Here is a 21,835-nt window from a genome sequence, read left to right as displayed (position 1 = left end):
ACCGATTTTTAAAAGCAATCACATCGCTTCATTGCAAGGAAGAACAAGGATCATGGGCCAGCGTATCTTCTGGACCGCCGCCTCGCTGACCGGTCTTCTCTCGACCATGGCTCAGGCGGCGCCCCAGCCACTGCCTGCAAGCGAACTTGACTGGCAGGCCTGGGGGGATGACCGCCCCGCCAATGCGCTGTGTCGGGGCCGCTATATCATGCCGGACTATCGTCTCGATGCCGGCAGTACCCCGTCACAGGTGCGCACCGAATCCGACGATGCCGGATACGGCAGTAACGGTGAAACCCTGCTGGAGGGTGAGGTTGTCCTTCGCCGAGGGGACCAGCAGCTGGAAGCACAGCGTGCCACGCTCAACGAGGCGCGCACGAACGTGTCGCTGCAGGGCCCCGTATCCTATCGTCAGCCCGGTTTCCTGGTGCGCGGCGACAAGGGCCAGGTGGCGCTCAACAGCGATGCCGCCGAAATTGATCAGGCCCACTATGTGGCTCATCAGCAGCGCCTGCGCGGTGATGCTGCCCAGCTATCGCGCCTCGAGGATGGCCGCTACCGGCTGCAGGACGCCTCCTTTACCACCTGTGAGCCTCAGTCCAGCCTCTGGAGACTGGTCAGCAGCGACATCACGCTGGATCAGCAAAGAGGGTACGGTACGGCAACTCATGCGCGTATGGAAATCGAAGACGTGCCGGTCTTTTACTGGCCCTGGGTACGCTTTCCGATCGATGATCGCCGTCTGACCGGTTTTTTGTGGCCCTCTGTCAGTCTGGGTAGTGAGTCAGGATTTGACTACGCCCAACCGTTTTATTTGAACCTGGCCCCCAACTACGATGCCACGATCACACCACGCTATATTTCGCGACGTGGCGAGGCCATTGGTGGGCAGCTGCGCTATCTCTTCGATGAAGATGTCGGCACGCTGGAAGGCAACTATCTCGGACACGACGATGGTGGAGAGGACAAGGATTTTGAGGGCGAAGATCGCTGGTTCGTACGCTATGCCCATGATGGGCGTTTCTCGCCACGAACCACCTATAATCTGCGCTATGGTGCGGCCAGTGATGGCGACTATTTTGACGATTTCGGACAGACCTTCGAGGAGCAGGACACCGATAACCTCGAGCGTCTGGCGCGACTGAATTATCAGGGAACCACCTGGAACCTGCAGGCGCGGGCCCGTGGCTATCAGAAACTTGATGAGCCACTGGACGACGATGACAAGCCGTTCTACGAGCTGCCGGCCCTGCTGGCCAGCGCGCGCTGGGATCAGGCCGGCGGTCTTTATGAGGAGTTCAACTCCAGCGCTACCTACTTCTGGCGCGACGTCGATTACAGTGATATCCCGATTCCACAGGAGTCCGCCACCGGCGCGCGCGTTCACGTTGCGCCTGCTGTCGGCTTCCGCCGTGCGCCTTCCTGGGGATTTTTCGAGCCCCGTGCCGAGCTTATGGCGACCCAGTATGATCTGGACTGGCATGATCGCGATGAGACTTCAGGTTTTGATGACTCGCCAAATCGTGTGCTGCCGGTACTCTCGGTGGATTCGGGGCTGATATTCGAGCGCGATACCAGCATTTTCGGACGTGACTGGCGCCAGACCCTGGAGCCACGCCTGTACTATGCCTACGCCCCTTATCGGGATCAGTCCGAGCTGCCGCAGTTTGATAGCCGTGAGCAACCGCTGTCCTATTCACAGCTGTGGTCACCCTATCGGTTCAGTGGCTCTGACCGTATCGGGGATACCAACAAGGTGTCCTATGGGGTAAGTACCCGCTTCCTTGAAGATGATACCGGTCGTGAGCGACTGAACCTGTCGGTCGGACAGAGTCGTTATTTCGAGGATCGCCGCGTTGTCGATGCACGCTTTGAAGATCGCGTTATCAATGAGCAAAGTGATCTTTTTTACCGCAACACTCGTGATCGCTCCCCGATTGTTGCTGAAGCTGACTGGCAGATCAGCGATCGCTGGTCGGCCCGCCAGTCCTTTTTCTACGACGATCATCGCGACCGCACCGAGAAGACCTCTTCCTATCTGACCTATCAGGATACGGATAATCTGATCCTCAATCTGGGCTATCGCTGGACCGTTCAGGATTTTGATCCTTTCGGGGATCAGGATGATCGCCTGACCTACAACCGCGAAGAGTATGATATTTCGGCGGCGTATCGTGTGACCCCGGCAATTTCACTGCTCGGTCGCTATCTGTATGATCAGACCAATAATCGGACACTCGAGACGCTGGCAGGGGTGCGCTTCAACGACTGCTGCTACGGTGTTCAGCTCGCATGGCGCGAGTATATCGACGATGACGATACGGCCCGTATTGACGATGACGAGCGCAAGCACGGTCTCTTTTTGTCCTTCATCTTCAAGGGGCTTGGTGGTGTCGGGCAGGGTAGTAGTGATGGCTATTTCTCCGAGGCCATTCCTGGCGTTCGGGAAGATGACTTCGGCGCTTATACCGGCGTGGGCAGATAGGCCACACGATCGCTTGTGACTGGACCATAACCTGTGGCGAAGGCACGACCTTGCTGCACTACTGACGTAACGTCGGTTTTATGAATGAGAAGAGAGATGTCATGAAGGCACGCAACGCAAACACGCTAGCCGCTCTGAGCCTTGCGCTGAGTCTTTCCGTTTCGCCGCTGGCGACTGCTGCCGTGCAGCCTCTGGATCGCGTCGTCGCCGTGGTCAACGATGAAGCCATCATGTCCAGCGATCTGGATCAGCGCGTCAGCCAGGTGCGTCAGCAGATGCAGTCGCGCAATATCGGCATGCCGGATCAGGAGGAGCTGCGCGACCAGGTCCTCTCGCGCATGATCACCGAGCAGATCGAGCTGCAGATGGCCGAACGTGCCAATTTGAGCGTCAGCGACAGTGACCTCAATCAGGCCATGCGAGGCGTTGCTCAGCGCAACAACATGACGCTTGAGCAGTTTGTTGATCGAGTCGAGCAGGAGGGCATGAGCTATGCCCAGGTCAGGGAGCAGGTTCGCCGCGAGCTTTTGATTACTCAGGTACAGCAGCGCAGTGTGGCAAGCCAGGTCAATATTTCCGACCGCGAAGTGGATCAGTATCTAAAACAGGCCGGCAGCAACGCCAATGTGCAGTATCATCTGGCGCACATTCTGATTGCCGTGCCACAGGCGCCTACGCCTCAGCAGGCCGAGGCAGCCCGTCAAAAGGCCGAGCAGCTGCGCCAGTCCATTACCTCGGGGCAGGCGAAGTTCCAGGAAGTTGCAGCGGCCCAGTCCGACGGCCCTCAGGCGCTGGATGGCGGTGATCTGGGCTGGCGTTCCGGTGCCGAAATGCCCAGCATCTTCGATGATGTCGTGCCTCGCCTGAGTGTGGGCGACGTCAGCGAGCCCATCCGCAGCCCGAGCGGTTATCACCTGATTACCCTTCTGGACAAGCGCGGCGGTGGTAATGCCGACCAGCAGCGAGAGCAGATTCGACGTACGCTGTTTCAACGCAAGGTCAACGAGGAACTGGAGGCCTGGACGCAGGAGATTCGTGCCTCGGCCTACGTTGATAATCGACTGGAGCAGGGCGACGACACTGCGCCGTAACAGGCCCTGCCTCCTTTCGGATGCCAGTGCTGATGACAGGCCGCGAGCGACCCTCGCGGCCTTTCGTTGATGCAGGCCGTCATCTTTTATGCAAGGATCATTCATGTCACGACAACCGGCCCCCATGCGCGCTCGCAAGCGCTTTGGGCAAAATTTCCTCCAGGATCACGGTGTCATCGAACGTATCGTGCGCTCGATACATCCACAAAAGGGTGACCGACTGGTCGAAATCGGGCCCGGACAGGGTGCCCTGACCGAGGAGTTGCTGGCAGCGCATGGATCACTTGAGGCCATCGAGCTTGACCGGGACCTGATTCCGGGACTGCGCACGCGGTTTTTCAACTATCCCGATTTCAACATTATCGAAGGCGATGCGCTGACATTTGATTTCAGGGAATTTCGCGGAGAGGGCTCGCCGCTGCGAGTGGTCGGCAATCTGCCCTACAATATTTCCACACCGTTGATTTTCCATTTATTGGGTGCGGGCGATGCGGTGCGCGATATGCACTTCATGCTGCAAAAGGAAGTCGTGGCTCGTCTGGCAGCAGAGCCCGGCACAGGGCAGTGGGGGCGTTTATCGGTCATGACCCGCTATTACTGCCAGGTAGAGTCACTCTTTGATGTGCCGCCTGAAGCTTTTTTGCCTCAGCCAAAGGTGGATTCAAGCATTGTAAGGCTCGTGCCCTGGCAGGTGCGGCCCCATGTGGCGCACGATGAAGAGCTGCTGTCCAATCTGGTACGTCGTGCCTTTTCCCAGCGGCGCAAGACGCTTCGCAACAATCTGCGTGATGTCCTGAGCGCCGAAACACTGGAATCGCTTGAGATCGCCCCTGCGCGCCGCCCGGAGACGTTGAGTGTTGGTGAGTTCGTGACGATCGCCAATCATCTGTCCGAGAACGCGTCATGAGTGAGCCTGCCCGGGATATTGTGGTCGAGGTTGAAAGCTTTTATCTGCCGCAGGAATCGGATCCTTCGCAGCAGCGCTTCGTGTTTGGCTACCGGGTCGCCATTCGCAACCAGTGGGAATATTCCATACAGCTTCTGGCACGCTACTGGCGGATTTCCCTGGGCAGCGGTGAGGTGCGTGAAGTCCGTGGTGAAGGGGTCGTGGGCAGACAGCCCATGATTGCGCCGGGGCTGCCCTTTAATTACTCCAGTCGCGCCATTCTCGACAGTCAGGTCGGTGTGATGGACGGCAGCTATACCTTCATGGCGCCGGCACTGGGGGAAACGTTTGATGTGACGATCGCCCCCTTTCGCCTGGCCTGCCCGTTGCATCTTCATTGATGTCTCAAAACCCGCATTGATGTATCAAAAAAAGTGTCCTGGAAGGGGCGGTGTCTTATTCATTCAATGGTTCTGGAGTAGACGATGACAACCTGGGTCATTGGTGATTTACATGGCTGTTGCCATGAGTTTGATGAGTTGCTCGAAGCCATCGATTTTGTGCCCGGACGCGACCATTTATGGATCACCGGTGATCTGGTCAATCGTGGGCCGCAGTCGCTTGAAACGCTTCGCCGCGTTTATGAGCTGCGCGAGCATGCAAGCGTCGTGCTGGGTAACCATGACCTTCACCTTCTGGCAGTGGCCTTTGGCCATGGTCGCCTCAAGCCCTCGGACACCCTGATGGACATCCTTGAAGCGCCCGATCGCGAGACGTTGCTGGAGTGGCTGCGCCGTCAGCCCCTGATGGTCGAATCCCTGATACATCAATGTGTCATGACCCATGCCGGTCTGCCGCCGCAATGGTCGCTGGAGCGTGCCCGGCAGTATGCGCGGGAAGGTGAGGAAATGCTCTCATCACGCCAGTTTCTCGAGTTTCTGCCTCACATGTACGGTAATGAACCGGCGCGCTTTGAGCCTGCGCTGCGTGGCAATGATCGCCTGCGTGCCATCATTAACGTGTTTACACGCATGCGATTTATTGATGAGCATGGCACGCTCGACTTCAGTGCCAAGGAAGGACTGGATAGCGCACCCGAAGGCTTCAGCCCCTGGTTCTGCTTTGAACGAGGCGATACCAGTCGCCTGATTTTCGGGCACTGGGCCGCCCTTGAGGGCCGGGCACCGGGGGCGCAGGCCAACGTTCGATCCCTTGATGGAGGCTGTGTCTGGGGCGGTGTCCTGATGGCGATGAACCTTGAAACCGATCAGGTCGTCACGGTGGCAGCCAAAGCGCGCACATAACGGCGGGTGCGACGTCACACACAGGTTCAAAGGAGACTTCATGTCCTTTAGTCATCTCGATCACGACACCCTGAGCCAGTGGCAGGACAGCGGCGCTGCTCATGAGGTGGTGGATATCCGTGACCCCATGAGCTTCAGCCAGGGCCATATCCCGGGTAGTTACCATCTGGACAATACGAGCGTCGGCGACTTTGTCGAGCGCACGCCGCAGGACAGCACGGTGGTGGTGGTCTGCTATCACGGCCATTCCAGCCAGCAGGCGGCCCTGTGGCTGGCCGGGCAGGGCTTTGAAAAGGTGTACAGTCTGGACGGTGGCTTTACCCATTGGCAGCATCACCACCCCGAGCAGGTGGTGCGTAACGGGGAGGCAGGGCCGCAGTGATCCGTTTTGAGCTCGACGAGGCGCTTCAGGGGCTTGAGGTTTACTGCGTTGGCGGCGCCGTACGCGATGATCTGCTGGGCATTGCCCATGATGATCGCGACTGGGTGATCGTGGGTACTACCAGTGAAGAGATGCGAAAGCGTGGATTTCGCCCGGTCGGGCGTGATTTTCCGGTCTTTCTGCATCCTCATACCCACGAGGAGTATGCGCTGGCACGGACCGAGCGCAAATCCGGACATGGTTATACCGGTTTTGAGGTGCATGCGGCGCCCGAGGTGACGCTTGAAGAAGATCTGATACGGCGCGACCTGACCATTAATGCCATGGCGCAGGACAGTTCGGGGCAGCGTGTGGATCCCTTCCATGGCCTTGAGGATTGTCGTGCCGGCATTTTGCGGCATGTCTCACAGGCCTTTGTCGAGGATCCGCTGCGCATCCTGCGCACCGCTCGCTTTCTGGCACGCTTTCGCCCGCGCGGCTTCACGGTCGCCGATGACACCATGGCCCTGATGAAGGCCATGGTAGCAGAAGGTGAAGTGGGCCATCTGGTGGCCGAGCGGGTCTGGCAGGAAATTGAGCGAACCCTGGGGGAGCAGGATCCGGCGGCCTTTTTCGAATTGCTGCAGCAGTGCGGGGCGCTCAATGTCCTCATGCCGGTGCTTGATGATGTGCTGGCAACAGGGCTGGCGCGCATGAGGGCAACCGAGGCGCCCATGGCGCGTTGGGCGCTGTTGACGGCGGACCTGTCTCATGACGCGCTGACCGCACTGTGTGAACGTTACCGTGTGCCGGGAGATTGGCGTGATCGGGCGCTGATGGTCGTGCGCAGCCGGGAAATGTTGCCGTCTTCCCCGGATGCCGAGCAGGTGCTGGCCTGGGCGCAGGCGATGGATGCCTGGCGGCGGCCATCCCGCATGGACGAAGTACTCGATATGCTGGCCACCAGCGACTTCGGATTGCCGATAGCCGCGCTTGAGCAGGCCATTGATCAGGCAAGACAGGTCTCGCCGCAGTCACTCATGGCGCAGGGCTATCAGGGTGCAGAACTGGGCCGCATGATCGATGTGACGCGACGCAACGCTATCGAATGCGCGCTGGCGCAAACGTGACGGCCTCAATGGGTTCCGGCGCTGAAATCTCCTTTCCCTGCCACTCAAAGGCCACCGGCCAGAGCCTTTGGGCGTCGGCATCAAAGGCCTGCCAAAGATCCTGATAACGTTCGTTGGTGGCGGGGTGGCGATAGTTACCAAAGCTTTCGGCCAGCGGACGCAGGACAAAGGCGTTATAGGTGATCTCTTCGCGGGGCAGGGTCACTCCGTCAATGCAGCCGGTCAGATTGTCCATGCATAAAATATCAATATCCAGCGCTCGCGAGCTGAACTTCGGGGCACTGTGGTCGCGGCCATTGTCGCGCTCGACCTGCTTGCACCATCGATTGAGACGGGCCACCGACCAGGGGCATGATGCCCCCACTACCAGGTTGTAGAAGTTGCACGGACTGTCAAAGCCTACCGGGTGGCTTTCAAATACCCGTGATATCAGCAGTTCACCAAAGGCGTCATGCAGGGCCGAAAGGGCGGCATCAATGCGTCGATGACGCTGGGCATTGCTGCCCAGGCTGAACAGTACGAACGCCATGTCAGCGACCGTACCCGCCGCGCTCGATACGCACGCCGACAAAGGCGGCATCTGCCACGGCACCGGGCTTTTTCAGCGTCAGACGCAGCCAGGCAATGCCGAACTCCTCTCGAAGCAGGGCCGCAATGCGTTCGGCAAAGGTTTCTACCAGCTCGAACTGATGCTCACTGCAGTACTGCTGAAGGCGCTGACTAATGGCGGCATAATCCAGCGTCGCTTTCAGATCATCATCGCGTGCGGCCTTTGTGATGTCACAACCCAGCTCCAGGGTCAGCAAAAGACGCTGATGGATGCGCTTTTCCCATGCATATACGCCAATCACGGCTTCCAGCGCCAGCTCTTCAATCAGTACCATGTCCATGGCGTTACTCCTGTCATGGTTTATTAAGTAGCATTCTGGCGTGGGGCAGGCGGGCTCAGTTCGGAAAGCGGCCAGCGCGGCGTGGCGATCATGGCCTCCCCGTCGCGCTCACCGGCCATCAGGCGCTGAGCGCCAACATAGGCAATCATGGCGCCATTGTCGGTACAAAAACGCCCTCTGGGATAAAAGGCGCGTGCGCCCAGTTTTTCAAGCGCCGTATCAAGGCGTAGACGCAGACGTTGATTGGCGCTGACGCCGCCTGCCACGACCAGTCGCTTGAGCCCGGTTTGCTCCAGCGCGCGCCGACACTTGATGACCAGAGTGTCGGCGACGGCTTCCTCAAAGGCGCGGGCCACGTCGGCGCGGGTCTGATCATCCAGCGCTCCCCGGGCCTCAAGCGCCTTGATAGTGGTCAACGTATGGGTCTTCAAGCCCGAGAAGCTGAAGTTCAGGCCGGGACGGTCCGTCATGGGTCTTGGAAAGCGAAAACGGGTGGGGTCGCCCTGCTCGGCCAGTCGGGCGATATGTGGACCGCCGGGATAGGGCAGCGAGAGCATGCGTGCTGCCTTGTCAAAGGCTTCTCCGGCGGCATCGTCCACGGATTCACCCAGCAGTTCGTAGTCTCCCAGCGCATGCACGGCCACCAGCTGTGTATGCCCGCCGGACACCAGCGCGGCAACAAAGGGAAACCCAGGGCGTTCTTCTTCCAGCATGGGGGCCAGCAGGTGGCCTTCCATGTGATGAACACCCAGTACGGGTACCTGCCAGGCCCAGGCCAGACCGTGAGCGGTGGCGGCGCCCACCATCAGGGCGCCTACCAGGCCAGGGCCGGCCGTGTAGGCAATGGCATCAACATCGCGGGCTTCAAGGCCTGCCTCGGCCAGCACCTGATCAATAAGGGGGAGCAGGCGGCGTACGTGGTCGCGCGAGGCCAGTTCGGGTACGACACCGCCGTGTTCGACATGCATGTCGATCTGACTGAACAGGGCGTCGGCCAACAGCCCGTGTTCACTATCAAACAGGGCGATCCCCGTTTCATCGCAGGAGGTTTCGATCCCCAGTACGCGCATGATGTGTCCTGATTTCGGTAAGGGCGTCTTTCAATGGCGGGTGCCGTTCTGCAGGTCATGTTCGTTGCAGCCGGCAGGTGGGCAAGTTTACCCGTTTGTACTTCTCGCGTCAGGCGCTTTGCAAACTGAAGGCGCGACGTTTATAATGCGTGTCCCTGTAATACCGGGCTGTGCTTCTGGCCGCTGATCGCGGCGCCTTCGCTGAATCGTGATAAACATGTCATGACCGGTTTAAGTGCCGCATCGACGGCATTGAGCACATTCAAACCTCATTGATCTCCTTAAGGTGGTGATTGCTTAATGCCTTCCGTCAAAGTACGTGACAACGAACCGTTCGACGTTGCTCTGCGTCGCTTCAAGCGCTCCTGTGAAAAGGCCGGCGTGCTTTCCGAAGTCCGTCGTCGTGAGAACTACGAAAAGCCCACGGCCGAGCGCAAGCGCAAGGCAGCAGCAGCTGTCAAGCGCCATGCCAAGAAGCTGCAGCGCGAACGCAAGCGCTTCGAGCGGTTGTATTGATCCGTACCTGAGCGTATGCCCAACGCTTCAGCGGGATGCCGAACGGCCGCCAATGGCGGCCGTTCGTTTTTATGGATGTTCATTCTAACAGGTAATGATGCGTCAGACGCCGCCGATAGGGTAACGAGTGCTGATGCCGTCATGGATAATGCCACACGACACACCTGCGGCAGTCTGCATCCCGGTTAATCGGGATGACGGCGCTGGAGCAGGCGTGACCACTGACTCTTGAGGTAGTGCAGGACATTATGGCCGGCAGAATTCCTCAACGATTTATCGACGATCTACTGGCACGAACGGATATCGTTGACCTCATTGGTTCTCGTGTACAGCTTAAAAAGACAGGGCGCAATCACTCGGCGCTTTGTCCGTTTCATCAGGAAAAGTCTCCTTCCTTTACCGTCAGTGCCGACAAGCAGTTTTACCACTGCTTCGGATGCGGTGCGAGCGGTAATGCGCTGCGCTTTGTCATGGAGTTTGATCGCCTGAACTTCCCGGAGGCGATCGAGGCGCTGGCAGGCCGCGCGGGCATGGAAGTGCCCCGGGAAGGAGAAAGCGACGAACAGCGCCAGCAGGCACGGGTGCAGGCAAAACGCCAGGAAGAAGCCGTCAATCTACTGGAGCTGGGGACGCGGTTTTATCAGCAGCAGCTGGCGTCACCTGCGGCGCATCAGGCGCATGAGTACCTGTCGCGCCGCGGCCTGAGTGAGGAAATCGTCAGTCGCTATGCCATCGGGTATGCGCCTGCCGGCTGGGATACGCTCAAGCGCCATCTGATAGAGAAGGGCGTGGATGAAAATGTTCAGGTCGAATATGGCCTGCTGGTCAGAAAGGAAGAGGCCGGGCGTAGCTGGGACCGCTTTCGTGACCGGGTCGTTTTTCCTATCCGTGACTGGAAAGGGCGTACCATCGGCTTTGGCGGCCGGGTGCTGGGAGATGAAAAGCCCAAGTACCTCAACTCGCCCGAGTCTCCGGTATTTCACAAGGGGCGAGAGCTTTACGGTCTCTACGAGGCTCGAGTGCAGTCAAAGCGCCCCGAGCGCATGCTGATTGTTGAAGGCTACATGGACGTGGTGGCCCTTGCGCAGCACGGGGTCGACTACGCTGTAGCAACGCTTGGCACGGCCACCACCGATGAGCACCTTCGGCGTCTGTTTCGCCTGGTCGACGAAGTGGTGTTCTGTTTTGACGGTGACGCTGCCGGGCGACAGGCGGCCCATCGCGCGTTGAATACCGTGCTGCCGTTGATGATTGACGGGCGTCAGGCCCGGTTCCTGTTTTTGCCGGAGGGAGAAGATCCCGATTCGTTGATTCGCCAGGAGGGCGGTGAGGCCTTTGAACAGCGCATCGTGCGGGCCGGCTCGCTGACGGAATATCTTTTTGATCATGCCGGCGAAGGGCGTGATCTGCGCCGTATCGAGGATCGTGAACGTTTTGCCAGTGCCGTGCTCGAAGGCATCGGGAAGCTGCCTCAGGGCCTGTTGAGATCCCTTTTGATGCGTGAGCTCAGCGAGCGTACGGGGCTTGAGCGCAGCACGCTGGAAGAGCTGTCCGAAGGTAGTGCCGGATCCGGGTCTGGCGCGTCACAGGCATCACAGCATCAGACGCGCACTCAGACGTCCGGGTATCAGGAGCCGCCGGCAGGAAAAGGATCGCCACCTCGTCAAAAGGGCGCTACCACCCTGAGCTCGAGCGGTCGAATCCTGCATCTGATTGTGCATTCCCCGGTCCTGGTCGAGTCGTTGCCGGAAGGCGAGGCGTGGTGCCCCGACGATGAGGACGGTCAGCTTCTGCTGGACGTTGTCAGGCTGGTGCGCGCTGGAGGTTATCGCTCATCACAGGTGTTGCTGGCGCATTTTCACGGTAGCAGCCATGGCAGCCGACTGCTGGCGCTTTTGCAGCGCGAGCCGTTGATCCCGGCGGCGCTGCGTCAGCGGGAAATGGAAGTGCTCGTGGCGCATTTTGAGCAGCAGCGCCAGCGCTTGAGTCCGGAGCGTGAGCTTGAAGCGCTGCAGGCCCGGGAACGAAATGGTGAAAAGCTTACCCGCGAGGAGGCGGGTCGACTCTGGCAGCTGATCTGCGAGATCAAGCGCTGAAAGCCCTGCCATGGGGTTGAAACAAGCGTTTATCCCCCTTATTTAGTAGGGATATAGCGATAGGCGTCGCATGGCTTTTGACGTCCGCATCAATACACAGGATTGGTGAGAAGCGTCAGCCTTCTGCTGTCGGCTCCCTGCTGGTCTATACTGGATTGCCTGGTATGCCTTTCGGCATGATCCAGGCGCTTCACTCTTCTTCGAGATAGGTTTCTATGGCTGGAAATACACCGCAGTCACGTCTGAAGGAGTTGATCGCGCGAGGCAAGGAACAGGGGTTTCTTACCTACGCCGAGGTCAACGACCATCTGCCTGAGGATATTGCAGATCCCGATCAGGTAGAAGACATCATCGGCATGATCAACGACATGGGCATTAATGTCGTTGAAGAAGCACCCGATGAAGACACGCTGATGATGTCGGATCAGTCTGCTGACGAATCTGCCGCCGAAGAAGCTGTCGCAGCGCTGGCGGCCGTTGAAAGTGACGTTGGTCGCACCACTGATCCGGTTCGTATGTACATGCGTGAAATGGGTACCGTTGAGCTTCTGACGCGCGAAGGCGAAATCGAAATCGCCAAGCGTATTGAAGAGGGTACCCGTGAGGTCATGTCGGCGCTGTCCAGTCTGCCGGGCTCGGTTGACTCCATCCTGCAGGCCTACGACGCCACTCAGGATGAAGAGGCGCCGGGCCGTCTATCGGATCTCTTCTCCGGTTTCATCGATCCCGATGAAGGGGTTCCGGGTGTGGCGGAAGTCGAAGAGCCGGTTCCCGAGGTTGTCGCCGATGATTCCGACGACAGCGACAGTGATGATGACAGTGACGAGGAAGACGGCGACGAGGAAGACGATACTGCTTCTGAAGGCGGTCCGGATCCCGAGCTGGCGCGCGTTCGTTTCGAGCAGATCCGCGAGCAGAACGAGCAGACCAAGGCAGCGATCGAAGCGCATGGCCTGTCTTCTCCACAGGCGCGCAGCGAACAGGCACGTCTGGCTGAGCTTTTCTCGCCGATCAAGCTGGTACCGCGCCACTTCGAGCGGCTCGTTGGTCAGCTGCGCCTGAGTGTTGGTCAGATCCGCGAGCAGGAAAAGACCATCATGCAGCTGTGCGTCAAGCGCGGCAAGGTACCTCGCAAGGCGTTCATCACTTCCTTTCCGGGGCGTGAGTCGGATACTACCTGGATCGATGATTTCATGGCGCGCAACAGCAAGCACGCCAGCAACATCGAGCCGCTGCGTTCTGACATTGAACGCGCTCAGCGCAAGATTGCCTTTGAAGAGGAACTGGCCCTGTTGCCGGTATCCGAGCTCAAGGATATCAACCGTCGGCTCTCGATTGGTGAAGCCAAGGCGCGCCGTGCCAAGAAGGAAATGGTAGAAGCCAACCTTCGTCTGGTGATCTCGATTGCCAAGAAGTACACCAACCGTGGTCTGCAGTTCCTGGACCTGATCCAGGAAGGCAACATTGGTCTGATGAAGGCGGTCGACAAGTTCGAATATCGTCGCGGCTACAAGTTCTCGACCTATGCGACCTGGTGGATTCGTCAGGCGATCACACGCTCGATTGCCGACCAGGCCCGTACCATCCGTATTCCGGTACACATGATCGAAACGATCAACAAGCTCAACCGCGTGTCGCGTCAGATGCTTCAGGAGATGGGGCGCGAGCCTACGCCGGAGGAGCTGGGTGAGCGCCTTGAGATGCCGGAAGACAAGGTGCGCAAGGTGCTCAAGATTGCCAAGGAACCGATCTCGATGGAAACACCCATCGGTGATGATGACGACTCCCATCTTGGTGATTTCATTGAGGACTCCACCATGGTGTCCCCGATCGATTCGGCCACCGGTGAAGGGCTGATCGAGGCCACGCGCAACGTGCTGGGCGGTCTCACTGCGCGCGAAGCGAAGGTACTGCGGATGCGCTTTGGCATCGACATGAATACCGATCATACGCTGGAAGAAGTGGGCAAGCAGTTCGATGTGACCCGCGAGCGTATCCGGCAGATCGAGGCCAAGGCGCTGCGCAAGCTGCGTCATCCGTCACGCTCCGAGTCGCTGCGCTCCTTTATCGACGAATAAGCGGTATCGACAAGAAAGCGATCGCCTTGACGCTCAACGCCTGCTCCTGAAAGGGAGCAGGCGTTTTTTGTGTGCGTGGTTCGGTATGGCTCGCCTGCATCAGGGGGTGCGTCTGGCCTCGGCGCAAATCCAGTCATGAACGGCGCGAATGCGGGGATCATCCAGCGCACCAAAGGCATGCACAATGGCGTAGTGGCGACCCGTATTGACCCGCTGCGGCAGGGGAGCAATCAGCTCGCCGCTGCTGAGTTCATCACGCAATAGCGTCTGGCGCGCGATGGCGATGCCCATGCCGGCGCGCGCCGCCTCCATGGTGAGGTCATGTCGATTGAAGCTGTAGCCCCGCTGGATGCCGACAGGGTCGGCGCCAATGGCCTCAAGGTAGTGATGCCATTCGCCATGCGGGCTGCTGCCGCGCCAGGCGGTGACATCATGCAGCAGTGGATAGTGGGCAAGTCTGTCAGGGTGATTCAGCGCCGGACGGTGGCTGAAAAGAGACGGTGCGCAGACCGGAAAAATAATCTCTTCCATTAATAGTGTGGAGGCCATGCCCGGATAGTGGTCATTGCCAAGATCGATGGCCAGATCGAAATTCTCCTCGGTCAGAGCGCGGTCGCTGTCTTCAGCGTGCAGATAGATATCCAGCGCCGGCAGCTGTGCCTGCAGCCGTGGCAGGCGCGGCATCAGCCAGCGGGTCAAAAAGGACGGCACACAGCGCAGTACCAGTTCTCCACTCATCAGGCCGCGAGACAGGCGTTTGAGCTCCTGGTCGATACGACCGTGCGCACTCAATACGGCGTCGGCCAGCCGCTCGCCCTCGGCCGTCAGCGACAGTCTTCGGGGGTGGCGGTGAAAGAGCCGAAACCCGAGTCTCTCCTCGAGCAGGCGAATCTGCTGACTGACAGCGCCGGTGGTCACATTGAGTTCACCTGCTGCCCGGGTAAAGGAAAGGTGGCGTGCTGCGCAGGCGAAGACATGAAGACCGGCATGCATGGAGGTCGTGGCTGAAGGCATGAAAGACTCGTCATCAGCAATGGCCCAGTATCAGGGCAATAGGTGCGATGGTTTAGTAAAACTAAACCCTGGTCGCCTATTTATGCTTTGAAAGGCGCTCCAGGGCAATACATTCTGGCCCTATCGCGCACAAATTCAATAACGGTTTAGTGCTCCTTACACCGATTATGGGGTGACAGCATGCCTATCAGCGTCTTCGAATTGTTCAATATCGGCATTGGTCCATCAAGCTCGCACACGGTCGGCCCCATGCGTGCGGCCAGATTATTTCTGGATGCGCTGGATGAGCGGCAGGCCACCTCGCGCGTGACCGGTATCGAGATTCATCTTCATGGATCGCTGTCGGCCACCGGTGTCGGGCACGGCACCGACCGCGCTGTCATCATGGGATTGATGGGCGAGCTGCCGGCTTCGATCGACCCGGACATTATCGCGCCTGCCATCGATGAGCTGCTGGAGTCACAGGTGCTGCGCCTGGGCGGGCGAGTCAGCGTTCCCTTTCTGTGGGAGCGGGATTTCTACTGGTCCAATGAGCCGCTGCCGCGCCACCCCAACGCCATGACGCTGGTCGCCACGCTCAGGGATGGCAGCAACATTACCCAGACCTGGTATTCGGTCGGCGGCGGTTTTGTCATCAATGGTGCCGATGAAGAGAACAGTGATGCCGAGCCCGGCGTCACGTTGCCGTATGAATTTGACAGCGCCGATGCGCTGCTGGCGATCTGCAAGCGCGAGAACATGAGCATCGCTCAGATCATGATGGCCAACGAGCGGGTCTGGCGCAGTGAAGAAGAAGTGCGTCAGGAGCTCTTCGGTATCTGGCAGGCGATGCAGGCCTGTATTGCCAAGGGGCTTGAGCAGAATGGCGTACTGCCGGGCGGGTTGAACGTGAAGCGTCGCGCTGCCTCGCTGCTGTCGCGTCTTGAACGTGCCGAGAAAAACCTGATCGCGACCACCTTTTCAGCCATGGACTGGGTCAACCTGTTTGCGCTGGCGGTCAATGAAGAAAATGCCGCTGGCGGACGCATGGTGACCGCGCCGACCAACGGTGCCGCCGGTATTATTCCGGCGGTACTGGGCTACTGGATGAAGTTCGAGGAAAGCGCCTGTGAGCGTGGTGTCGTCGACTTTCTGCTGACGGCCGGTGCCATCGGTATCCTGTGCAAGAAAAACGCCTCGATCTCCGGTGCCGAAGTCGGGTGCCAGGGGGAAGTAGGCTCTGCGTGTGCCATGGCCGCTGCCGGTCTGTGCCAGGTCATGGGCGGGACGCCCGAACAGGTAGAGAATGCCGCCGAGATCGGCCTTGAGCATAATCTGGGCCTGACCTGTGACCCGGTCGGTGGTCTGGTTCAGGTGCCGTGCATCGAGCGTAATGCCATTGCGTCGGTCAAGGCGATCAACGCGGCGCAGTTTGCCCTCAACGGTGATGGCACCCACTTTATTTCGCTGGATCACGCCATTCGCACCATGCGCGATACCGGTCGGGACATGCAGAGCAAGTACAAGGAGACCTCGCTGGGCGGACTGGCCGTCAACTACGGTCTGGCTGTCAACGCCATCGAGTGTTGAGCCCTGATCGGGTCATGTGAATATCCTCATGACCCGATTAAAAGCACCAGTGTATAGGCGGCCACCCCGGCCGCCACTGGCAGTCCGAGCGTGCGCGTTTTGTACCACAGGCACAGTGTGGCAAGGCTCCCGGCGGCCGTGCTGCTCCAGCCCAGGGCACTGGTCGGCTGAGGCACCAGCGATAGCCCCAGAAGCGCTGCAATCATCAGCGGTGCCAGCACCCCGGGCCACGTCGGCAGGGGCCTCTCCCTTTCAATATCGGACGCGCAGCTCATCCGTCGCTGCATCCAGTACAGTGGCAGCATTCGAATCAGCAGCGTGCCCACCGCTGTCGCTGCAGCGGTCCACCAGATGGCACTGTTCATGAGCTTGTCCTCGCGGTACTTTCCGGCAACAGATAAAAACACAGGGCGCCGAGCGCTGCTGCCAGCGGAATGGCGACATTGGCCATGTGATTGAGCGCCAGCATCAGGGCCGCAAAAGCGCTGACCAGCAAGGCCATCATCCATCGCAGGGAAGTGCAGCGTGGTGCCAGCAGCACCAGAAACAGCGCCGGCAGGGCGAAGGTCATGGCACTGGCCAACAGCGGCCACTGCCCGATCAACTGCTGACCCACAAGGCTGCCCAGCAGGGTGCCGCCAGCCCAGCCACTCCAGGCCACAATGGCGGTGCTGGAAAACCAGCTCATGCGATCCTGTTCACTCAGCAGTGGCAGGCGATAGTGTGCCAGCGCAAACACCTGGTCTGTCAGTCCATGCATCAGCCATGGCCATCGGCGACTCTCTGATACCCAGGGCGCCAGCGTGATGGAATAGACAAGGTGGCGTGCATTGATCAAAAGCGTCATGACGACCGTCAGCCATAGCGGCGCGCCCCCGGCAATCATGCCCACAAACAGAAACTGCGAGGCGCCGGCGTAAATGAAAAGCGATAGCGCCGCAGCCTCCAGTGGGCTGAAGCCGGCCTGAGTGGCGATCAGTCCAAAGGAGAGCGCCACCGGCAGATAGCCACTGAGCAGCGCAGGGCCTCACGCGCACCCATTCGCCATGCCTTCGCATTCATGCCACCTCTCCCTGCGGATAAAAGATGGTGACGAGCACTGTGGCGCCCTGGGGGCCTGCGCGGTAGGTATGGGGCTGCCCTGCCGCAAACTGATGTATTTCTTCGGTTTCCAGAATAACGAGTGCCTGGTCGGGGCCGGCCTGCAGTCGGCCCGTGATGATCTGAAGGGTTTCCCGTGTTCCCGCGACGTGAGCGCCAGTGTAGCGCACGGCATCGGGAGCAAGCGTCATCAGGTAGATATCCACGGGCAGGACACCGCGATGGCGATCAAGCAGGGACACCGAGATATCCCCCTCGATGATGCTGCTCTGAGCAGTGGCAATCAGGGCGCTGAAAGGGGTTTCCAGTTGCAGGGCCAGGCGCCAAAGGGTGTCGAGTGTCGGATTGCCCTTGCCCTGCTCAAGGCGTGACAGGCTCGATTTGGCAATGCCGGCCCTGTCGGCCAGAAAGGTCAGTGACCACGTTTTGTGCTGGCGCAGCGCTGTGATACGCCGGCCCAGTCGTTGCAGGGCATCATCATCCATGAGATCCATTGTTCCATTGTTGACAGAAGAAACGTTTCATATATAGAACGTTTTATGTATGGAACAGTTTGCTGTCAACGGGTCATGTTCCGGCATATGCCAAAAAGAAGGTAACGGTCGGGTCAATAAAGACTTATGCAGGGATTGTCACGGGAATGACATAGTGGTGTAGGATCGTAGCTATCGTCTCGACTCGTGGGGAGTTTCGTGTTATGCGCCAACCCATGGTGTTACGTCTTCATGCCTCCGGCATTCCAATCGACTGGTTAACGCTTGAAGAGGCTGCAGTGTTGATGTCGCGTGCGTGCGAAGGGGGCGTGGTGTGGGCCGATGGCGAGGCCGCCTATCGATTGCACGGCGGCACCAGCTCGCTGACCGGCCAACAATCCTTTATCGATATTCCCGAAGTGATTGGGGTGTCGCCGCCCGTCAATGCCATGCTGGCATTTGAGCATACCGGCTTCAATCGGGTGCTGTGCAAGTACCGTGAAGGGCTGTGCTGCGCCTACTGTGGGGTCACGGTGACGCGTCAGGCCCTGACGATCGATCATATCCTGCCGCGTTCGCGCGGTGGCCGGCTCTCGATGCTCAATGCGGTTGCCTGCTGTCAGCGCTGTAACAGCCTCAAGGGTAATCGAACTCCGGAGGAGGCGGGTATGGCACTGTTGTTGAAACCCTTCGTGCCTACCATGGCCGAAGTACTTTACATGACCCGGCCGAAAACCATGACCGCCAGACAGCTCTGGTATTTAAAGTGTCAGTTCAAAAATGCGCCGCTTCGTGCCTATCTGACGGAGGCGCTGGCAGCCTGAAGGGTCTCCGCGCTCAGTAATGCATCAGGCTCGCCATGCGTTCACTCAGCAGTTTGCCGCCCAGCCTGACGTGCGAAGGGGTAATTGATACGAAATGATCCTTTTTCCACAGCATGCTGTGCGTTTCATCAAAGGCCACGATGGGTGTGAGGTCGGTACGCCGCGCCTGCGGCAGTATCAGCGTGGTCAGGTTGTCGAGAATCAAATAACTGCCGTCATCCATCCGATAACGTAGAACGGCGTGATAGGTGGGAGTCAGTGTGTCCCTGACGGCAAGAAGGTCGAGCCTGTCAGCTGGCATGCCGGTCTCCCGCAGAATCTGGTATTTGGCGAGAGCAAAGTCTTCGCAGTCGCCGAATCCTTCACGGGTCAGGCGATCAAACCCTTTCCAGATATCGGTGGCTTCTTCCTGCTGGCGCGCCGCGTTATTGACCACTCGATTGATGTATTGCAGTTGTGCCAATCCCTTGAGTTGGCGTACCTGCTGAACCAGTTCGGCTCTCGATTGAGTGATGGCCATCTCACGGTTGTCGTCCCACCAGGTGAAGGCCTGCGCCGACGTGGTGAAGGGCAGGGCAAGACAGCAGGTCAGCAGGGTGGCGGCAAGAGGGTGATGAGTCGTCATGGGCAGATATCGACAGGATCATGGGCGTGGCCGGGAGTGGCGCCTTCATGATGGCCCGTGTTGATCGTGTGTCATGACATGATCAGGCCCCTTGACCGGGGCCATTTTGTCGTTATTGGTTCGAAACGCCTTCGACGCCTTCCAGTGCCGAGTCATGGTCTCCGGCATTGCCGATCACACTGAAAGTGCCATCGGTTTCCAGAACGACAGCGTGCACCTGCTCGACGTCAGCCATGCCCTTTTCACGAATGGCCGCCAGAATTTCTGCCTTTGCCACACGCTCGCGCTGCATGGCATCACGACAGTACTGACCCTTGAAAAGCAGCAGAGTGGGCTGAGACTTGATCAGCTTGAGCACACCGAGCGAGCGCACCGAGATAAAGGTAATCACAAACTGCAGCATCACGATCACAATGAAAGCGGTCACGCTCTGGGCGAGGGAGACCTGCGTCGAAGTCAGGGCCGTGGCCAGAATGGAGCCCAGCGCGATGGTGGTGACGAAATCAAACGCATTCCATTTTGACAGGGTACGCTTGCCCGAAATGCGTAAAACGATAATCAGGATCAGATAGCTTAAAATGCCGACCACAATGGTGTGCATGATGGGGTTCATGGGTGCCGCCTTTGAACGGGGAGGAAAGTGAGTCTTCAAGGTAGATGCATGAAGGCCTCGCTGTCAGATGCCCGCTGGAAAACACGCACGCGACAGGTCGTATTGAAGCGATAAAACCGGAGATGTCTTATGACGGACACGCCCTCACCAGTACGCTGCCAGTGGGTTCAGGGTAACCCTGTGCTGGCGCACTATCACGATCATGAATGGGGCGTACCGGAACCTGATGGTCGAGCCCTTTGGGAGAAGCTGATCCTCGATGGCTTTCAGGCAGGCCTGTCATGGCTGACCGTTTTGAAAAAGCGTGATGCCTTTCGTGAGGCTTTCGAGGGGTTCGATCCCGAACGCGTTGCCTGTTTCACAGAGCATGATGTTGAAAGGTTGCTGAGCAATGCCGGCATCATTCGTTCGCGGGCCAAGATCGAGGCGACCATCGGTAACGCCCGGGCCTTTTTGCGCATGCAGGATCAGGGAGAGGACTTCGCTACATTCTGCTGGTCGATGACAGGGCATCGTCCGATTCAGAACCCGCCGCCGGTACCGGTGCAAACGCCGTTATCTAACGCGTTTTCGAAAGCGCTCAAGGCAAGGGGGTTCAAGTTTGCAGGACCTACCATCATCTATGCCTGGATGCAGGCGACGGGAATGGTCAACGATCATGCGCCTGACTGTCATCGGCGTCAGGCCGTGGCCGCAATGGGGCAGGGGCCCATGGTGGGTCGGTCATGATGGTCCGGGCCACCGGGTGCCGGCCGACAGGCGTCGGCCGGCGGCTCCTTTTAGGTTTGATGAGGCGTTATTGACAAAACAATTCCGCCTGAAGGATCAGGCAATGTGTTCATGAATGACGGCTTCGGGGAAATAGCGGCGCAGCATGCGGTTTTGAAAGCCATCCACGAAGCTCGAGTTGATGATGATGATAAACCGCTCATAAGGCTGGTTCGGATCTTCCTGACGCAATGCCTTTGCGCCGTGAAAGAGGCGGTCATCACGCAGGTGCAGCACATCGCCCGGCACCATGACCTGATCGGCCAGCTGCTGCTGACCTGCGCGATCGGCATAAAGCACGCTTTCAGCACCGCTGACGTTGTCACGGTCCAGTACCATGATGCTCAGATAGCGGCAGCCATCGGCATGAATGCCCTGGCCCTGCAAGGGGTCAAGTTCCCCCGATCCCTTGACGCCGGTAATCTGCATCAGAATGGGCTCGTTGGCATCAAGACCCCAGAGCGCTGCCCAGGCCTCCACAAAGGCGCGGACGTCGGGACGGTCGAGAAAATCCTGCTCCAGCGCCGGGTACCAGCGCAACTTGTCCGCCATGCTTTCGGCATCATTGTACTGCCCCCCTTGTGCCATGGGGCACTCGCCCAGGCTTTTCATGTGTCCCTGTTCGTCAAGCGCCAGCCATGACATGCGCTTCCAACGGCGTTCAACGTAAGGGTCGCGGGGAATGTCACGAGTAAAGGCCTGCCACGCTTCCAGGTCAATACGATCGCGAACATGGGTAAAGCACCAGTCGTGTTCAGCAAGTTCCACGGGGACACTGTGCTGCCAAAAGGACTGCGCGTTGGTAGTGGTCATCTTTTTTCTCCTGAAAAAATAATAAGTAACGCTGACTGTCTGCATTTGCTGACAGCCCGCAGATAAATGTTATGGGCTTTCAGAAGGGGATTGATGATCGGGTGCAAAGGGCGGGCAAAAATTGGAGC

At 58.8% G+C, this 21,835-nt stretch carries 23 protein-coding genes; 13 read left to right on the top strand and 10 right to left on the bottom strand.

What is annotated here, in order from left to right:
- Window positions 1–52 precede the first annotated feature (52 nt).
- The 7 genes from lptD to Q0931_RS16270 all read left to right on the top strand — a co-directional run bounded on the left by lptD (window position 53) and on the right by Q0931_RS16270 (window position 7,257).
- Window positions 53–2,485 carry an LPS assembly protein LptD gene (gene lptD, locus Q0931_RS16300; RefSeq protein WP_299262046.1) on the top strand — a complete coding sequence of 811 codons (2,433 nt, stop codon included), beginning with the start codon at window positions 53–55 and terminating at the stop codon, window positions 2,483–2,485.
- A gap of 101 nt (window positions 2,486–2,586) precedes the next feature.
- Entirely contained in the window at window positions 2,587–3,576 is a 990-nt protein-coding gene (locus tag Q0931_RS16295; protein ID WP_299262045.1) for a peptidylprolyl isomerase, read from the top strand.
- Between the two features lie 103 nt (window positions 3,577–3,679).
- A complete protein-coding gene (gene rsmA, locus Q0931_RS16290) occupies window positions 3,680–4,483 on the top strand; it encodes a 16S rRNA (adenine(1518)-N(6)/adenine(1519)-N(6))-dimethyltransferase RsmA (protein WP_299262044.1) in 804 nt (267 codons plus the stop codon).
- Window positions 4,480–4,863: a Co2+/Mg2+ efflux protein ApaG gene (apaG, locus tag Q0931_RS16285; protein WP_299262043.1), complete on the top strand. Its 384-nt coding sequence runs from the start codon at window positions 4,480–4,482 to the stop codon at window positions 4,861–4,863. Before rsmA ends, apaG begins: the two co-directional genes overlap by 4 nt.
- A gap of 84 nt (window positions 4,864–4,947) precedes the next feature.
- Window positions 4,948–5,766 carry a symmetrical bis(5'-nucleosyl)-tetraphosphatase gene (locus tag Q0931_RS16280; protein WP_299262042.1) on the top strand — a complete coding sequence of 273 codons (819 nt, stop codon included), beginning with the start codon at window positions 4,948–4,950 and terminating at the stop codon, window positions 5,764–5,766.
- A gap of 40 nt (window positions 5,767–5,806) precedes the next feature.
- Entirely contained in the window at window positions 5,807–6,148 is a 342-nt protein-coding gene (gene glpE, locus Q0931_RS16275; RefSeq protein WP_299262041.1) for a thiosulfate sulfurtransferase GlpE, read from the top strand.
- Window positions 6,145–7,257, top strand: a complete 1,113-nt coding sequence (locus tag Q0931_RS16270) for a polynucleotide adenylyltransferase (protein ID WP_366941632.1) — start codon at window positions 6,145–6,147, stop codon at window positions 7,255–7,257. The genes glpE and Q0931_RS16270 overlap by 4 nt, the downstream gene beginning before the upstream one ends.
- On the opposite strand, the gene folK is transcribed toward Q0931_RS16270, so the two are convergent.
- From folK to tsaD, 3 genes are read right to left on the bottom strand one after another with little or no spacing between them, the layout of a single operon-like run.
- Window positions 7,229–7,786 (bottom strand): 2-amino-4-hydroxy-6-hydroxymethyldihydropteridine diphosphokinase, encoded by a 558-nt coding sequence (gene folK / locus Q0931_RS16265; protein ID WP_299262040.1) that lies wholly within the window; start codon window positions 7,784–7,786, stop codon window positions 7,229–7,231. The two genes, Q0931_RS16270 and folK, sit on opposite strands and share 29 nt — an antisense overlap.
- 1 nt (window position 7,787) lies before the next feature.
- Window positions 7,788–8,147 (bottom strand): dihydroneopterin aldolase, encoded by a 360-nt coding sequence (gene folB / locus Q0931_RS16260; RefSeq protein ID WP_299262039.1) that lies wholly within the window; start codon window positions 8,145–8,147, stop codon window positions 7,788–7,790.
- 23 nt (window positions 8,148–8,170) lie between these two features.
- Complete coding sequence (tsaD, locus tag Q0931_RS16255; protein WP_299262038.1) at window positions 8,171–9,217, bottom strand: tRNA (adenosine(37)-N6)-threonylcarbamoyltransferase complex transferase subunit TsaD; 1,047 nt, start codon at window positions 9,215–9,217, stop codon at window positions 8,171–8,173.
- A 300-nt stretch (window positions 9,218–9,517) separates the two neighbouring features.
- Between tsaD and rpsU the strand changes: the two genes are divergently transcribed.
- From rpsU to rpoD, 3 genes are all read left to right on the top strand, one after another.
- Window positions 9,518–9,733, top strand: coding sequence for a 30S ribosomal protein S21 (rpsU, locus tag Q0931_RS16250; RefSeq protein ID WP_086622362.1), 216 nt, complete (start codon window positions 9,518–9,520; stop codon window positions 9,731–9,733).
- Window positions 9,734–9,981: 248 nt separating this feature from the next.
- Complete coding sequence (gene dnaG / locus Q0931_RS16245; RefSeq protein ID WP_299262037.1) at window positions 9,982–11,829, top strand: DNA primase; 1,848 nt, start codon at window positions 9,982–9,984, stop codon at window positions 11,827–11,829.
- Window positions 11,830–12,044: 215 nt separating this feature from the next.
- Window positions 12,045–13,907 carry an RNA polymerase sigma factor RpoD gene (gene rpoD, locus Q0931_RS16240; protein WP_299262036.1) on the top strand — a complete coding sequence of 621 codons (1,863 nt, stop codon included), beginning with the start codon at window positions 12,045–12,047 and terminating at the stop codon, window positions 13,905–13,907.
- Window positions 13,908–14,006: 99 nt separating this feature from the next.
- Here the strand turns inward: rpoD and Q0931_RS16235 are convergent, their stop codons facing one another.
- Complete coding sequence (locus Q0931_RS16235) at window positions 14,007–14,921, bottom strand: LysR substrate-binding domain-containing protein (RefSeq protein ID WP_299262035.1); 915 nt, start codon at window positions 14,919–14,921, stop codon at window positions 14,007–14,009.
- Window positions 14,922–15,101: 180 nt separating this feature from the next.
- Between Q0931_RS16235 and Q0931_RS16230 the strand changes: the two genes are divergently transcribed.
- Window positions 15,102–16,490, top strand: a complete 1,389-nt coding sequence (locus tag Q0931_RS16230; RefSeq protein ID WP_299262034.1) for an L-serine ammonia-lyase — start codon at window positions 15,102–15,104, stop codon at window positions 16,488–16,490.
- Window positions 16,491–16,516: 26 nt separating this feature from the next.
- On the opposite strand, the gene Q0931_RS16225 is transcribed toward Q0931_RS16230, so the two are convergent.
- The 3 genes from Q0931_RS16225 to Q0931_RS16215 all read right to left on the bottom strand — a co-directional run bounded on the left by Q0931_RS16225 (window position 16,517) and on the right by Q0931_RS16215 (window position 18,076).
- On the bottom strand, window positions 16,517–16,855 hold the full coding sequence (locus Q0931_RS16225; RefSeq protein ID WP_299262033.1) for an AzlD domain-containing protein: 339 nt from the start codon (window positions 16,853–16,855) through the stop codon (window positions 16,517–16,519).
- Complete coding sequence (locus tag Q0931_RS16220) at window positions 16,852–17,487, bottom strand: AzlC family ABC transporter permease (protein ID WP_366941631.1); 636 nt, start codon at window positions 17,485–17,487, stop codon at window positions 16,852–16,854. Before Q0931_RS16220 ends, Q0931_RS16225 begins: the two co-directional genes overlap by 4 nt.
- 61 nt (window positions 17,488–17,548) lie before the next feature.
- Window positions 17,549–18,076, bottom strand: coding sequence for a helix-turn-helix transcriptional regulator (locus Q0931_RS16215; RefSeq protein WP_299262032.1), 528 nt, complete (start codon window positions 18,074–18,076; stop codon window positions 17,549–17,551).
- A 212-nt stretch (window positions 18,077–18,288) separates the two neighbouring features.
- Between Q0931_RS16215 and Q0931_RS16210 the strand changes: the two genes are divergently transcribed.
- A complete protein-coding gene (locus Q0931_RS16210) occupies window positions 18,289–18,888 on the top strand; it encodes an HNH endonuclease (RefSeq protein ID WP_299262031.1) in 600 nt (199 codons plus the stop codon).
- A gap of 13 nt (window positions 18,889–18,901) precedes the next feature.
- Here the strand turns inward: Q0931_RS16210 and Q0931_RS16205 are convergent, their stop codons facing one another.
- Together Q0931_RS16205 and Q0931_RS16200 are read right to left on the bottom strand one after the other, a co-directional pair.
- The gene (locus Q0931_RS16205; RefSeq protein WP_299262030.1) at window positions 18,902–19,513 is read right to left on the bottom strand and encodes a transglutaminase-like cysteine peptidase; all 612 of its coding nucleotides are present in this window, start codon (window positions 19,511–19,513) and stop codon (window positions 18,902–18,904) included.
- Between the two features lie 112 nt (window positions 19,514–19,625).
- Window positions 19,626–20,126 carry a DUF421 domain-containing protein gene (locus tag Q0931_RS16200; RefSeq protein WP_299262029.1) on the bottom strand — a complete coding sequence of 167 codons (501 nt, stop codon included), beginning with the start codon at window positions 20,124–20,126 and terminating at the stop codon, window positions 19,626–19,628.
- 129 nt (window positions 20,127–20,255) lie between these two features.
- Between Q0931_RS16200 and Q0931_RS16195 the strand changes: the two genes are divergently transcribed.
- The gene (locus Q0931_RS16195) at window positions 20,256–20,855 is read left to right on the top strand and encodes a DNA-3-methyladenine glycosylase I (RefSeq protein WP_299262028.1); all 600 of its coding nucleotides are present in this window, start codon (window positions 20,256–20,258) and stop codon (window positions 20,853–20,855) included.
- Between the two features lie 96 nt (window positions 20,856–20,951).
- Here Q0931_RS16195 and Q0931_RS16190 read toward each other — a convergent pair whose 3' ends face one another.
- Window positions 20,952–21,707, bottom strand: coding sequence for a 2OG-Fe dioxygenase family protein (locus Q0931_RS16190; protein ID WP_299262027.1), 756 nt, complete (start codon window positions 21,705–21,707; stop codon window positions 20,952–20,954).
- Between the last annotated feature and the right edge of the window lie 128 nt (window positions 21,708–21,835).

Origin of the sequence: uncultured Kushneria sp. (assembly GCF_947497025.1) — a bacterium.
GTDB lineage: Bacteria > Pseudomonadota > Gammaproteobacteria > Pseudomonadales > Halomonadaceae > Kushneria.
The sequence above is the reverse complement of the archived record's forward strand: the minus strand, read 5'-3'. Positions and strand labels throughout refer to the sequence as shown.